This window comes from Pseudomonas putida (assembly GCF_025905425.1).
GTDB lineage: Bacteria > Pseudomonadota > Gammaproteobacteria > Pseudomonadales > Pseudomonadaceae > Aquipseudomonas > Aquipseudomonas putida_AF.
The window spans coordinates 322,583-336,623 of record NZ_CP109603.1; the positions used below are offsets into that span (position 1 = coordinate 322,583).

Below are 14,041 nucleotides of genomic sequence, written 5' to 3' on the forward strand. Positions count from 1 at the left end.
GTGTCAGTTCTCCAGTACGCTCAGCAGGCCAAGGGGCAGGGGCACGTCCATCACGCGGTCGAACAGCCAGTAGAGCAGCAGGCTCATGCCGACCACCACGATGGCGCTGTGCAGCCAGCGGCCTCCGTACAGCCGGGCCATGGGCAGGCCGACCAGGATGGCGCTGAGGATGAAACCCAGGGGTTCGAAGGTGGCCGCAAAGACAATCAGCAGGCCGACACAGATGGCGATCTTGGTCAGGGTTTCGCGGTCCAGTTCCGGCTCGTCGTCCTTGCGCACGATCGGCGTAGGGCGGATGGCCAGGTAAAGCAGGCCCAGGCCCATCAGGCCGAGCATCAGTAGCGGGTAGGCGCGGGGGCCGACCGGTTCGTAGGAAAACGCAGCCTGGTACGGCCAGGCCATCACGGCCAGGGCGGCGCACACCGCCAGCAGAGCCAGGGCGAAAATACGTTGCAGGATCATTTTGAAATCCTCGTTGGACGCGGACTCTGTGGGAGCGGGCTTGCCCCGCGAACACCGGCAAAGCCGGTGCCATGGATCGCGGTGCTGGATTCGCGGGACAAGCCCGCTCCCACAGGGATCGGTGACAGGTCGTTGGCGGCTTACTGAATCAGGCCGAATTCCCTGGCCAGTGCCTTGTAGTCAGCCACCTGCTTCTTCACATAGCCGTCCAGCTCCTCGCCGGTCATGGCGAACGGGAACAGCTCGCGCTGGTCACGCAGCTTGGCGAAGTCTTCGGAAGCCAGCATCTTGTCGAACGAAGCCTTCCACCAGGCGTAGTCTTCGTCGCTCACCTTCGGCCCCAGGTAGAAGCCGCGTACCACTGGCCAGACGATGTCGTAGCCCTGCTCCTTGGCAGTGGGGATGTCTTTCATTTCTGGCTCGTCCAGGCGGTTTTCGGAGAACACCGCGAGGATGCGCATGTTGCCGCTCTGGATGTGCGGCATGGAGTCGGAGATGTCGGTGGAGCCGACCTGGATGTGCCCACCCAGCAGTGCGGTGGCAATTTCGCCGCCGCCTTCCAGCGCCACGTAACGCAGGTCACGCGGGTTGATGCCGGCGGCCTTGGCGATCAGCGCGGTCTGCATCCAGTCCTGGCTGCCGACAGTGCCACCGGAGCCGATCACGACCTTGCTCGGGTCCTTTTTCAGCGCGGCGACCAGGTCGTCGAGGGTCTTGTAGGGCGAATCGCTTTTCACGGCGATGGCCCCGTAGCTGGTGCCGACGGCGGCCAGCCATTTCACCGCGTTCTCGTCGAAGCGGCCGAACTTGCCCTGGGCCAGGTTCAGCAGCGAGCCGCTGGACCAGGCCACCAAGGTGCCGGCATCACCTGGGCGCTGGGCCACCACGGCGTTGTAGGCCACAGCGCCAACGCCGCCGGGCATGTAGGTGACACGCATGGGCTTGCTGAGGATCTTCTCCTGCACCAGGGCGCTTTGCACCAGTTTGCAGGTCAGGTCGAAGCCACCGCCAGGCGAGGCGGGGGCGATGCATTCGGGGCGTTTCGGTTCGCCAGCGAGGGCGTTGCCGGCCAGCAGCAGGCAGCCGGTAGCGAGGACGAGGCGGCGCAGTGAAAAGGTCATCGTCAATCTCCGTGAGCATTGTTGTTATTGGGTTACCACAGGGCCACGCTGTAGCTCACCAGCAGCCGCACTTCGTCGGCGTCGCGGGCAAAATTCGAGCGGAAGGTGGCGTTGCGCAAGCGCACGGCGACGTTTTTCAACGGGCCGCTTTGTACCACGTACTTGAACTCGGTGTTGCGTTCCCACTCCTTGCCCTCGCTGCCATCGGCGCGGCTGACGTTGTCGCCGCTGATGTAACGGGTCATGAAGGTCAGGCCGGGGATGCCCAGGGCTGCGAAGTTGTAGTCGTAGCGCATTTGCCAGGAGTGCTCGTCGGCACCGGCGAAGTCGTTGATTTGCACGAAGTTGACCAGGTACGGGTCGGCGCCATCGATGTAGGGGAAGGCGCTGTCGCCGGACAGGTGCTGGTAGGCAGCGCTGACCTTGTGCCCGCCCAGGGCGTAGCTGAGCATGCCGTTGACGGTGGTGTTGTCGATGTTGCCGGCCTTGGCGGCGCCGGCATCGTCACTCACGGCCAGGCGCAGGTCAGCGCCGAAGGTGCCCGGGCCCCACGGCTGAGTGGCGACCATGCCCAGGAAGTGCTGGCGATAGATGTCGTCGAGCTGGGCGAAGTGGTAGCTGCCAGTGATGCGGTCGGTGAACTGGTAGTCCAGCCCGCCGAGGTCGAGGTTGTCGGCGCTGAACGAGCCGCCGAAGCGGCCGTTCTTGTTGTTGAGGGCCAGGTCTTCCCAGTTGGTGTCGTTGCGGTCCTTGGCCTTGTCCAGGCGACCGCCGGTGAAGGTCAGGCCCTTGATCTCTTTCGAGGTGAGCAGGCCGCCCTCGAAGGTTTGCGGCAGGATGCGCCCGTCGTTGGGCTGCAGGGTCGGCAGTTCCGGGATCAGCGTGCCGACCTTGAGTTCGGTCTTGGACACTTTGACCTTACCGGTCAGGCCGAGCTTGGAATACTCGTCGGCGGCCTTGCCGTCGTCATGGGTCGGCAGCAGGCCGGTGTCGGTGCGGTCGGGGCTGGAGTCGAGCTTGATACCGAGCATGCCCAGCGCATCCAGGCCAAAGCCTACGGTGCCGTCGGTGTAGCCGGACTCGAAGTTGAGCATGAAACCCTGGGCCCATTCGTCGCGCTTGGACTGCTGCGCGCTGGTGCCGTCGCGAAAGTCGCGGTTGAAGTACATGTTGCGGGTTTCGAAGGTCGCCGTGCTGTCTTCGAAGAAGGCGGCCTGGCTCATGGGCGCGACACCGGCAAGCGCAAGGGCGCTGGCGATGGCAGAAGGGCGTGCGGCAAAGGAACGGGTAGGCGCGTACGCCTGCGGCTGCGATGACAGCATCGAGATGACTCCGTTTATTGTTCTTATTCGTCGCACCTTGCTGGTGCTTTTTTTCGGCGCGCGGGGCGACCGTGGTGCGATGCTAGGTAACGAACCTTTCGCTAACCTTTCAGCGAGAAAGGTTTGTCACAAGGGGCTTCACAGGCGGGTCCACAGCGGTACACTCCGCGCCACCGCCCCCACCCGAGCAGGGAGAATCCGATGCGTGTGCTGCTGGTCGAAGACCACCTGCAACTGGCCGAAAGCGTGGCCCAGGCCTTGAAAAGCCACGGCCTGACCGTGGATGTACTGCATGACGGCGTGGCCGCCGACCTGGCCCTGGCCAGTGAGGAATACGCCGTTGCCGTGCTCGATGTCGGCTTGCCGCGCATGGACGGCTTCGAGGTGCTGGCGCGTTTGCGCGGCCGTGGCAAGACCCTGCCGGTGCTGATGCTGACGGCGCGCAGTGACGTCAAGGACCGGGTCCACGGGCTGAACCTGGGGGCTGACGACTACCTGGCCAAGCCGTTCGAACTGACCGAGCTCGAAGCGCGGGTCAAGGCCCTGCTGCGGCGTAGCGTGTTGGGTGGCGAGCGCCAGCAGCGCTGTGGGCCGCTGGTATACGACCTGGACACTCGGCGCTTCAGCCTGGGCGAGGACAACCTGACCCTGACCTCGCGCGAACAGAGCGTGCTCGAAGCACTGATCGCCCGCCCAGGCCGGGTGATGAGCAAAGAACAACTGGCCGCCCAGGTGTTTGGCCTGGACGAGGAGGCGAGCCCCGACGCCATCGAAATCTACATTCATCGCCTGCGCAAGAAGCTCGACGGCCATGCGGTGGCCATCGTCACCTTCCGTGGCCTGGGCTATCTGCTTGAGCATCGCGATGCGTGACAACGGCAGCCTGCGCGGGCGGCTGCTGGGCAACCTGGCATTACTGTTGGTGGTGCTGATGCTGGCCAGTGGCCTGAGCGCCTACTGGAACGGCCGTGAAGCGGCCGACACGGCGTACGACCGAACCCTGCTGGCCTCGGCACGGACCATTGCCGCAGGCCTGTCCCAGCGCGATGGCTCGTTGAGCGCGGACGTGCCCTACGTAGCCCTGGATACCTTCGCCTACGACAGCGCCGGGCGCATCTACTACCAGGTGCTGGACATCAAGCAGCGGTTGATATCCGGCTACGAGAACCTGCCACCGCCGCCGCCCGGCACGCCACGCACCGATGACTACCCGGCACTGGCGCGGTTCTACAACGCGACGTATCTGGGCCAGGACGTGCGGGTGGTCAGCCTGCTCAAACCGGTCAGTGAGCCAAACATGAACGGCATGGCGGAGATCCGCGTGGCCGAGACCGAGGAAGCCAGGGTGCGCATGGCGCGTGGGCTGATGGCCGACACCCTGCTGCGCCTGGGGATGCTGGCGCTGGGCGCTCTGGTGATGGTGTGGTTTGCCGTCAGTGCGGCGCTACGCCCGCTGGAGCGCCTGCGCACGGCCGTGGAAGAGCGTCAGCCCGACGATCTGCGGGCCTTGCCGGTGGTGCAGGTGCAGCGCGAACTGGGCCCGCTGGTGCGTGCCCTGAACCACTTCACCGAGCGCCTGCGCGGCCAGTTCGAACGCCAGGCGCAGTTCATCGCCGACGCTGCCCACGAACTGCGCACCCCCCTGGCAGCGCTGAAGGCGCGAGTCGAGTTGGGCCTGCGCTCGTCAGCGCCCGAGGAGTGGCGCCAGACCCTTGAGTCCGCAGCCCAAGGCACCGACCGCCTGACGCACCTGGCCAACCAGTTGCTGTCCTTGGCGCGGGTCGAGAACGGCGCCAGGGCAATCGCCGAGGGTGGCGCGCAGCGCCTGGACCTCAGCCAGCTGGCCCGCGAACTGGGCATGGCCATGGCGCCCCTGGCCCACAAGCGTGGGGTGGCGCTGGCGCTGGAGGCCGAGGCGCCGGTGTGGCTCAAAGGTGAGCCGACCTTGCTCAACGAACTGCTGAGCAACCTGGTGGATAACGCCCTGGCGCATACCCCGGCCGGTGGCAACGTGATTCTGCGGGTGTTGGCCCCGGCGGTGCTGGAGGTCGAGGACGATGGCCCCGGGATCCCCGAAGATGAGCGTGAGCGGGTGTTCGAGCGCTTCTACCGCCGCAGTGCCCAAGGCAGTGGGCTGGGGCTGGCCATTGTCGGCGAGATCTGCCGAGCGCACCTGGCGCAGATCAGCCTGCACGATGGGGAGAAGGGTGGTTTGCGGGTGCGTGTGAGTTTCATCGCTGATTGATGCCAGCGCCTTCGCGGCCCACAGGTAGAACACAGGCCTTGAGAGCTGTGCCGTACCTGTGGGAGCGGGCTTGCCCCGCGAAGGGGCCGCACAGGCTACGCGGCTTCTAGCGCAACAGGCTCCGCGCTTCCAGCAGCTCTTCCACTTCCAGTTCGGTCCCGAACGGCAGCCCCAGGTGCCGATACGCCGGCAGTGCCGCCAGCGGCCGGTTGCGCCCTCGCTGGCTGATGCAGCGGGCGATCTGCACGACGTCGATGTAGTCGACTTTGTCGGTCTGCCGGTCAAGGTCCTGAACCTGGCTCGGCAGGTTGACCAGTTGCTCGGGAAACTCCCATGCCTTGAGGATCTTGTCGCCCAGCGCCGGCTGGATCTGCTCGATCACGTAATGCAGGCAGACCGGGTCGGAAAGCAGCTCGTTGTGTTCTTCGGCGTAGATCAGCACCGGTAGCGCCCCGATCTGGTTGACCAGCCCACCCAGGGTGGCCTGGTCCGGTTTCAGGTCAGTATAACGGCGGCAGATTTCATAGCTGATGCCTGCCACTTCAAGGCTGTTCGCCCAAACATCACGCAGTTTCTGTTCAACGGCCGGTGCACGCGCATGGAAGATCTGTTCGATCACCAGGCCGATGGCCAGGTTGCTGCTGTAGTTGATACCCAGCCGGGTGATCGCGGTGTGCAGGTCGGTAACTTCTACTGCGGCACGCAGCAGTGGGCTGTTGACCACCTTGATCAGGCGCGCCGAGAGGGCCGCGTCGCGACCAATCACCTTGCTCAGGGCCGACACGCTGATCTCGCTATCCTCAGCGGCCTCGCGGATGCTCAAGGCAACCTCGGGGAGGGTCGGCAGGACCAGGTCATCCTTTTCGATGGCATCGAGCAACTGTGCTTGAACCATCTCGGCCAGCTTGTTCATGGACTTCTCTACCGCAGTGGTGGTGCGGCCCCGTCACGCGGACGGGGCAGGCTGGTCAGCGCTGGATTTCCCGGTCGCGGTCCAGTTCGTAGGGCAGGCTCAGCACGTGCAGGCGTGGCCCTTCGAGGCTGCCCAGGTGCAGGTTGTCATCGTTTACCGCATCGGCGCTAAGCACCGCGAGCAATTCGCAGCCAGTACCGGTACTGGCTGCGATCACTACTTCACCGACCGACGAGCCATGGGTGGGCGAGAAAATCTCGGCACCGGGCGCCGGGATATCCTGCTGATCGAGCGCCAGGCGGTACTGGCGGCGCTTGAGCTTGCCCAGGTACTGCATGCGGGCGACGATCTCCTGGCCGGTGTAGCAGCCCTTCTTGAAACTGACGCCGTCGACGGCCTGCAGGTTGATCATCTGCGGGATGAACAGCTCGCGGGTAGTGCCCGTGACCTGGCCGATGCCCGCCCGAATCTGGCCCAGCAGCCAGTCGTTGAGGCGGCCTTCAGGCAAGGTGGCGGCCAGCGTGGAGCGCACAGTGGAGGCCTGCTCGGCGGGTACCCACAGTTCAACCCGGCCCGCCGACACGGCAATGGCGATCAGGCCCTCGTGGCGCACGGTGGCCCCTGCTTCGGTGGGCGGTGTCAAACCCAGCGCTTGCAGCGCCGCATCGCCGTCCTGCAGGCCAAAGCGGGCCCAGGCAGCGCTCTCGTCGCTGAGGGTGGCCTTGGAAAACACGGCGTACTTCTTCAGGTCGGCCAACTGCGCATCGAGCAGCTCGCTGGCCATGGCCAGCAGGTAGCCGTTGCCTTCCGGCACGATGCGGAAGCTCGACTGCATGCGCCCTTTGACCATGCAGCGGGCACCGAGGCTGGCATGTTCCTGGCTGAGGTAGTTGATGTTGCAGGTCAGCTGGCCCTGCAGGAATTTGCCTGCATCGGAGCCGCGGACAGCGAGGATGCCCTCGTGGGACAAGGGGCTGAAGAAAGCGGAATCGGCCATGGGTCATCGCGGTGGCTTAAAGACTGGCGGCCATCATAGAACGCCAGTAACAAAATAGGTAGGTGACTAGACCAACGCCCTGTGCCGCTTGGCTCGCCTGGCTGTATACTGGCGGGCCATTCGAGGAGGGCCCCATGGTCGAACAAACTGAACTCAACCGGCTTTTCTGGCACAGCCGTCGCGGCATGCTGGAACTGGACGTACTGCTGGTGCCTTTCACTCAGGAAGTCTATGCCACCCTCAACGAAGCTGACCGCGAACTCTATGTACGCCTGTTGAGCTGCGAGGATCAGGACATGTTCGGCTGGTTCATGGAGCGCACCGAGTCCGAAGACCCGGAGCTGCAGCGCATGGTCCGCATCATCCTGGACCGTGTCCAGCCCAAGTGAGTGTTTCGAAAGCCGTTGGCAAGGCTCGCGCCTACTGCTGACGGCTTACCTGAGTTGCCAGGTGCTGGCGGTGTTCACCGTGTGGGTGAGCGCGCTGCCCTGGTGGCTGTCCGTGGCGGCCACTGCCGCGTCTTTTGCCCACGCCTGCTGGGTTATTCCCCGCCGTATTCTGCTTACGCATCGTCATGCCGTTACCGGGCTGCGCCGAGACCTGCTTGGCTGGCGGGTATTTAGCCGCGCCCAGGGTTGGCAGCCGGTGCGTTTGTGCCGCGACACGGTCGCGTTGCCAGGAATGGTGGTGCTGCGCTTTGTGCGGGAAGGGCGTTGGCTGGGGGAGGGGCAGTGTGTGGCGAAGGATGCCCTTGGGGCTGATGAGCACCGCCGGTTACGGGTGAGGCTGAAGTTCAGCCGGCGTAGGTGGGTTGAGGTATCTCGGACATAGGTCAGGACAGAGTGGGCTTCTTCGCGGGCAAGCCCGCTCCCACCGATACCGCGCCCGGCTCGAGGCCTACGCAGTACCTGTGGGAGCGGGCTTGCCCGCGAAGGGCGCGACGCCGACTCAGAGCGGGCTGAGGATGGTGTCCTTGGCCTCGTCCAGCATCCCCGGGTAATCCAGAGTGTAATGCAGCCCACGGCTTTCCTTGCGCTGCATGGCCGAACGAATCATCAACTCCGCCACCTGGGCCAGGTTGCGCAACTCGATCAGGTCGCGGCTGACCTTGTAGTTACTGTAGAACTCGTCGATCTCGTCGAGCAGCAGGCGGATGCGGTGTTCGGCGCGTTGCAGGCGCTTGCTGGTGCGCACGATGCCGACATAGTCCCACATGAAACGCCGCAGTTCGTCCCAGTTGTGCGCGATGATCACGTCCTCGTCCGAGTCGGTGACCTGGCTGGCATCCCAGCCGGGCAGGGCTTTGGGCATGCTGACCTGATCCAGGTGCGCCTCGATGTCGGCGGCCGCCGCGCGGCCATAAACGAAGCATTCGAGCAGTGAGTTGCTGGCCATCCGGTTGGCGCCATGCAGGCCGGTGAAGCTGGTCTCGCCGATGGCGTACAACCCCGGCACGTCGGTGTGGCCACGGTCGTCTACCACCACCCCACCGCAGGTGTAGTGGGCTGCTGGCACCACAGGGATCGGCTGGCGGGTGATGTCGATGCCGAAGGCCAGGCAGCGTTCGTACACGGTGGGGAAGTGGCCCTTGATGAACTCGGCCGGCTTATGCGTGATGTCCAGGTACACGCAGTCCACGCCCAGGCGTTTCATCTCGTGGTCGATGGCGCGGGCCACGATATCGCGGGGCGCCAGCTCTTCACGCGGGTCGAAGCGTGGCATGAACCGCTCGCCGTTGGGCAGGCGCAGCAGAGCGCCTTCGCCACGCAGGGCTTCAGTCACCAGGAAACTCTTGGCCTGAGGGTGGTACAGGCAGGTCGGGTGGAACTGGTTGAACTCAAGGTTGGCCACCCGGCAGCCGGCCCGCCAGGCCATGGCGATACCGTCGCCGCAGGCACCGTCCGGGTTGCTGGTGTACAGGTAGACCTTGGCCGCGCCACCGGTGGCCAGTACGGTGAAACGCGCACCGAAGGTGTCCACTTCGCCGCTATTGCGGTTCAGCACGTAGGCGCCCAGGCAGCGCTCGCCAGGCAGGCCCAGGCGGCGTTCGGTGATCAGGTCGACCGCCACCCGCTGCTCCAGCAACTGAATGTTGGGGCGTAGACGGGCCTGGGCCAGCAAGGTGGTGAAGATCGCCGCGCCGGTGGCGTCGGCGGCATGGATGATGCGCCGGTGGCTGTGGCCACCTTCGCGGGTCAGGTGGAACTCGAAGCCGCCATCGTCGTCGCTATGCTGCTCATCCCGGGTAAAGGGCACGCCTTGCTCGATCAACCACTGGATGGCTTCGCGGCTATGCTCGACGGTAAAGCGCACGGCATCTTCATGGCACAGGCCGCCGCCGGCATTGAGGGTGTCCTCGACATGCGACTGCACGGTATCGGTGTCATCCAGCACCGCGGCGACACCACCTTGGGCCCAGAACGTCGAGCCATTGGCCAGGTCGCCTTTGCTGAGCACCGCGACACGCAGGTGGCTGGGGAGGTTCAGTGCCAGGCTGAGACCGGCGGCACCGCTGCCGATCACCAGGACATCATGTTGGAATTGTTGGCTCATGTCGGGACACTAGTAATCTTCGGAAGGGGCACGGCACAATAGTCACGCGCCGATGGCATTGTGAAACTATCGTCAAACCAGGCCGGGTTGCCTTTATAGCAGCCCCGGGTGGCCCATTTCCATGCCACTTGCCAGGTTGCGGTAACCTTTGTGGGAACTTTCCGATATCGACGGAAATCCTATGAAGGCTGCCCGCACGCCACAAATGTCGCGGCGACGTACGGCGGCAGCTCTATTCGGGCTGACTCCTGCGTATTCGAAACCTGATTATCGACGCAGCCGGCCGTGACCGCGCCGCGTCTTCCGTGCGAGCCGACCAAGGGCTGCAGGAAACTTGCTTGGAGGGGAGAACTTTTGCGCAAAGCCCGAGTCTATGTTTGCAAGCCTGAACGATGGCTGTTGCAACGCTCCTTCGAGTTCACTGAGGAGTGTTCATGCTAACCCAGGAAGAGGATCAGCAGCTTGTCGAGCGCGTTCAGCGCGGCGACAGGCGAGCGTTCGATCTGTTGGTGCTGAAGTATCAGCACAAGATTCTCGGGTTGATCGTGCGGTTCGTTCACGATACCCACGAGGCCCAGGATGTGGCACAGGAAGCTTTTATCAAGGCCTACCGTGCGCTTGGCAATTTTCGCGGAGACAGTGCGTTTTATACCTGGCTGTACCGCATCGCCATCAACACGGCGAAGAACTACCTCGTGTCACGTGGCAGACGGCCACCAGACAGCGATGTGAGCTCCGAGGATGCGGAGTTTTATGACGGCGATCATGGTCTCAAGGATCTCGAGTCCCCAGAGCGCGCGTTGTTGCGGGATGAAATCGAAGGCACTGTCCATCGCACCATCCAGCAGCTGCCCGAAGACCTGCGCACGGCGTTGACCCTGCGCGAGTTCGACGGACTGAGTTACGAAGACATTGCCAGTGTCATGCAATGTCCGGTGGGCACCGTGCGCTCTCGAATCTTCCGCGCTCGGGAGGCCATAGACAAAGCCCTGCAGCCGTTGTTGCAGGAAACCTGAGACAGCGGCTACAGCCAAGAGAGGAACCGCCATGAGTCGTGAAGCGTTGCAGGAATCGCTGTCCGCGGTAATGGATAACGAAGCGGACGAACTGGAATTACGTCGGGTACTGAGTGCCGTCGACGATGCCGAAACCCGTGCTACCTGGTCGCGTTACCAGGTCGCCCGCGCAGCGATGCACAAGGAACTGCTGCTGCCTAACCTCGATATCGCCTCGGCGGTCTCTGCAGCATTGGCCGACGAAGCGGTACCGGCCAAGGTCAAGAAAGGCCCATGGCGCAGCATTGGCCGCCTGGCGGTTGCCGCCTCGGTGACGGTCGCGGTGCTGGCGGGTGTACGCATGTACAACCAGGATGAGATCACCGGTGCCGAGCTGGCTTCCCAGCAACCTGCGCAGCAGGGGCTGAGCGTGCCACAAACTCAGGGCCCGGCTGTATTGGCAGGCTATAGTGAGAGCAGTGAGCAACCGACCGGGCCGATGGCCAACGGCGTGCTGCAGAACCAGGCCGGCTGGGATCAGCGTCTGCCAGGGTATCTGCGCCAGCATGCCCAGGAATCTGCGCTCAAGGGCAGTGAAACCGCTCTGCCTTACGCCCGCGCCGTCAGCCTGGATAACCCCGCTAAGTAAGGAGGATCATGCGCGCGCTACCTCTCCTGTCGCTGCTCATAGGCAGCTGCATGACGGTGCCAGCGTTGGCGGCCAACTCTTCGCCCGAGGCAAATGAGTGGCTGAACAAGCTGGCACAGGCCGAGCAAGAGCAGAGCTACCAAGGCTCTTTCGTCTACGAACGCAACGGCAGCTTTTCTTCCCACGAGATCTGGCACAAGGTTGAGGACGGCAAGGTCAACGAGCGGCTTTTGCAGCTCGACGGCGCCGCCCAGGAAATCGTGCGCGTGGACGGCAAAGTGGCGTGCGTCAGTGGTGCCTTGGTAGGCGGCGTGACGCCGCCGCCCGATGCTGCGCCGCGTGTGCTCGATCCCCTCAAGTTGATGGGCTGGTACGATCTGCGCGTCAGGGGCAAGTCACGTGTCGCCGGGCGCGATGCGGTGATTGTCACCCTCACTCCGCGCGACCAGCACCGTTACGCTTTCGAATTGCATCTGGACCGCCGAACCGGCTTGCCTCTGCGCTCGTTCATGCTCAACGACAAGGGGCAATTGCTCGAGCGTTTCCAGATGATCCGTCTCGATACCGATAACCTGCCTACCGACCAGGACTTGCAAGCCAGTGCTGCCTGCAAACCGGTGCAGCATGGCGCGCCCACCTCTCAGGCAGCCGTCGCTGGCTGGCACTCGGACTGGCTGCCACCGGGTTTCGAACTGGTCAACAGCTCGGTGCGCCGCGACCCGGCCCGCAACAGTACGGTCAGCAGCCTGATGTATGACGATGGCCTGGCCCGCGTTTCGGTGTTCGTCGAACCGGTCAACGACAACTCAGGCATCGACACGCGCGTGCAACTGGGGCCGACCGTGGCGGTATCGCGCCGTCTGAATACACCTAAAGGCAAGGTGTTGGTCACTGTGGTAGGTGAAATACCCTTGGGTACCGCCGAGCGCATCGCGCTTTCGATGCGGGCCCAGGATGCCCAGGCGCGGCAATGATGGCGTGCTTTTCCAGGAGGTTTGCGGCGTGAGAGACGTGCTTCTGAAATGAAATTAAAGCATTGTCATTTGCAATCTTTCGGTAAATTTTCTATAGGTCAGGCTTCTTGGAGCCTGGCCTTTCCTGCTTGTGCAGGGGCCTTACGCTAACCACGCTCGTTGTGACGGGAGCCGTATGTCAATACCACGCTTGAAATCCTACCTATCGATGTTCGCCGCCGTGCTGATGCTCGGCCAGGTGCTCAGCGCCCAGGCCGAGGAAGCCCTGCCGGACTTCACCACGTTGGTCGAGCAAGCCTCGCCAGCGGTGGTCAACATCAGTACCAAGCAGAAGCTGCCGGACCGCCGCGTTGCCGCCGGGCAGATGCCGGACCTCGAAGGCCTGCCGCCGATGTTCCGCGAGTTCTTCGAGCGCAACATGCCGCAGCAGCCCCGCTCGCCGCGTGGTGATCGCCAGCGTGAGGCCCAGTCGCTGGGCTCGGGCTTTATCATTTCCAGCGATGGCTACGTGCTGACCAACAACCATGTGGTGGCTGACGCTGACGAGATCATCGTCCGCCTGTCGGACCGCAGCGAGCTGCAGGCCAAGCTGGTCGGCACCGACTCGCGCACCGACGTGGCGCTGCTCAAGGTCGAGGGCAAGAACCTGCCGACCGTCAAACTGGGCGACTCCGAAAAACTCAAGGTAGGTGAGTGGGTACTGGCTATCGGTTCGCCGTTCGGCTTCGATCACTCGGTGACCAAAGGTATCGTCAGCGCGAAGGGGCGGACCCTGCCGAACGATACCTACGTACCGTTCATCCAGACCGACGTAGCCATCAACCCAGGTAACTCCGGTGGCCCGCTGTTCAACATGAAGGGCGAGGTGGTGGGTATCAACTCGCAGATCTTCACCCGCTCCGGCGGTTTCATGGGCCTTTCGTTCGCGATCCCGATCGATGTGGCGATCGATGTGTCCAACCAGCTGAAAAAAGACGGCAAGGTCAGCCGTGGCTGGCTGGGCGTGGTGATTCAGGAGGTCAACAAGGACCTGGCTGAGTCCTTCGGCCTGGACAAGCCAGCCGGTGCCTTGGTAGCCCAGGTGCTGGAAGACGGCCCGGCCGCCAAGGGTGGCCTGCAGGTGGGTGATGTGATCCTGAGCATGAACGGCCAGCCGATCGTCATGTCGGCCGATCTGCCGCACTTGGTTGGCAGCCTCAAGGATGGCGACAAAGCCAGACTCGAGATCATCCGCAACGGCAAGCGCCAGAACCTGGACGTCAGCGTCGGCGCATTGCCGGACGATGACGCCGAGATTGGTACCGGTGCCGACGGCAGTGCCGAGCGCAGCAGCAATCGTCTGGGCGTTTCCGTCGCTGACCTGAGCGCCGAGCAGAAGAAAGCCCTGGAACTCAAAGGCGGCGTGGTGATCAAGGAAGTCCAGGATGGCCCGGCCGCGTTGATCGGCCTGCGCCCAGGTGACGTTATCAGCCACCTGAACAACCAGGCGATCGGCTCGGCCAAGGAATTCACCGAAATTGCCAAGGACCTGCCGAAGAATCGCTCGGTGTCGATGCGCGTGCTGCGTCAAGGGCGTGCGAGCTTCATTACCTTCAAGCTGGCTGAATAAGCGGTTTTTTCGGTAGGAAAAAGGCAGCTTCGGCTGCCTTTTTCGTGAGTATTCACAAATCAATCCCTGTCGCTCAGATGTACCTTGTGTTGTCGTGGTCAATGATCGTGAACACGGCGCAGGCCCTGTGGGAGCGGGCTTGCCCGCGAAGCTGGCACTGCGCTGTATGGCACCGGCTGCGCCGGTGTTCGCGGGCAAGCC

At 63.6% G+C, this 14,041-nt stretch carries 14 protein-coding genes; 8 read left to right on the top strand and 6 right to left on the bottom strand.

The window, feature by feature from the left end:
• Positions 1 to 3: 3 nt before the first annotated feature.
• From OGV19_RS01510 to OGV19_RS01520, 3 genes are all read right to left on the bottom strand, one after another.
• The gene (locus OGV19_RS01510; protein ID WP_264311812.1) at positions 4 to 462 is read right to left on the bottom strand and encodes a tripartite tricarboxylate transporter TctB family protein; all 459 of its coding nucleotides are present in this window, start codon (positions 460 to 462) and stop codon (positions 4 to 6) included.
• A 140-nt stretch (positions 463 to 602) separates the two neighbouring features.
• Complete coding sequence (locus OGV19_RS01515; protein WP_264311813.1) at positions 603 to 1,583, bottom strand: Bug family tripartite tricarboxylate transporter substrate binding protein; 981 nt, start codon at positions 1,581 to 1,583, stop codon at positions 603 to 605.
• Between the two features lie 32 nt (positions 1,584 to 1,615).
• The gene (locus OGV19_RS01520) at positions 1,616 to 2,905 is read right to left on the bottom strand and encodes an OprD family porin (RefSeq protein WP_264311814.1); all 1,290 of its coding nucleotides are present in this window, start codon (positions 2,903 to 2,905) and stop codon (positions 1,616 to 1,618) included.
• A 201-nt stretch (positions 2,906 to 3,106) separates the two neighbouring features.
• On the opposite strand from OGV19_RS01520, the gene OGV19_RS01525 reads away from it, so the two are divergent.
• Positions 3,107 to 3,778, top strand: a complete 672-nt coding sequence (locus tag OGV19_RS01525) for a two-component system response regulator TctD (protein ID WP_264311815.1) — start codon at positions 3,107 to 3,109, stop codon at positions 3,776 to 3,778.
• The gene (locus OGV19_RS01530; protein WP_264311816.1) at positions 3,771 to 5,150 is read left to right on the top strand and encodes a two-component system sensor histidine kinase TctE; all 1,380 of its coding nucleotides are present in this window, start codon (positions 3,771 to 3,773) and stop codon (positions 5,148 to 5,150) included. Before OGV19_RS01525 ends, OGV19_RS01530 begins: the two co-directional genes overlap by 8 nt.
• 106 nt (positions 5,151 to 5,256) lie before the next feature.
• Here OGV19_RS01530 and OGV19_RS01535 read toward each other — a convergent pair whose 3' ends face one another.
• Both OGV19_RS01535 and OGV19_RS01540 read right to left on the bottom strand, forming a co-directional pair.
• Positions 5,257 to 6,063, bottom strand: a complete 807-nt coding sequence (locus tag OGV19_RS01535; RefSeq protein WP_264311817.1) for an HDOD domain-containing protein — start codon at positions 6,061 to 6,063, stop codon at positions 5,257 to 5,259.
• A 55-nt stretch (positions 6,064 to 6,118) separates the two neighbouring features.
• Entirely contained in the window at positions 6,119 to 7,060 is a 942-nt protein-coding gene (locus OGV19_RS01540) for a CAF17-like 4Fe-4S cluster assembly/insertion protein YgfZ (protein ID WP_264311818.1), read from the bottom strand.
• Positions 7,061 to 7,194: 134 nt separating this feature from the next.
• On the opposite strand from OGV19_RS01540, the gene OGV19_RS01545 reads away from it, so the two are divergent.
• Together OGV19_RS01545 and OGV19_RS01550 are read left to right on the top strand one after the other, a co-directional pair.
• Entirely contained in the window at positions 7,195 to 7,449 is a 255-nt protein-coding gene (locus OGV19_RS01545; RefSeq protein WP_027594141.1) for an FAD assembly factor SdhE, read from the top strand.
• Complete coding sequence (locus OGV19_RS01550; RefSeq protein ID WP_264311819.1) at positions 7,433 to 7,891, top strand: protein YgfX; 459 nt, start codon at positions 7,433 to 7,435, stop codon at positions 7,889 to 7,891. Before OGV19_RS01545 ends, OGV19_RS01550 begins: the two co-directional genes overlap by 17 nt.
• Positions 7,892 to 8,008: 117 nt before the next feature.
• On the opposite strand, the gene nadB is transcribed toward OGV19_RS01550, so the two are convergent.
• Positions 8,009 to 9,613, bottom strand: coding sequence for an L-aspartate oxidase (gene nadB / locus OGV19_RS01555; protein ID WP_264311820.1), 1,605 nt, complete (start codon positions 9,611 to 9,613; stop codon positions 8,009 to 8,011).
• Between the two features lie 434 nt (positions 9,614 to 10,047).
• Between nadB and rpoE the strand changes: the two genes are divergently transcribed.
• The 4 genes from rpoE to OGV19_RS01575 all read left to right on the top strand — a co-directional run bounded on the left by rpoE (position 10,048) and on the right by OGV19_RS01575 (position 13,840).
• Positions 10,048 to 10,629, top strand: coding sequence for an RNA polymerase sigma factor RpoE/AlgU (gene rpoE, locus OGV19_RS01560; RefSeq protein WP_010220971.1), 582 nt, complete (start codon positions 10,048 to 10,050; stop codon positions 10,627 to 10,629).
• Between the two features lie 31 nt (positions 10,630 to 10,660).
• The gene (locus tag OGV19_RS01565) at positions 10,661 to 11,257 is read left to right on the top strand and encodes a sigma-E factor negative regulatory protein (protein WP_264311821.1); all 597 of its coding nucleotides are present in this window, start codon (positions 10,661 to 10,663) and stop codon (positions 11,255 to 11,257) included.
• A gap of 8 nt (positions 11,258 to 11,265) precedes the next feature.
• A complete protein-coding gene (locus OGV19_RS01570; RefSeq protein ID WP_264311822.1) occupies positions 11,266 to 12,231 on the top strand; it encodes a MucB/RseB family sigma factor regulatory protein in 966 nt (321 codons plus the stop codon).
• A 208-nt stretch (positions 12,232 to 12,439) separates the two neighbouring features.
• Positions 12,440 to 13,840, top strand: coding sequence for a DegQ family serine endoprotease (locus OGV19_RS01575; protein WP_413470123.1), 1,401 nt, complete (start codon positions 12,440 to 12,442; stop codon positions 13,838 to 13,840).
• Positions 13,841 to 14,041: the final 201 nt, after the last annotated feature.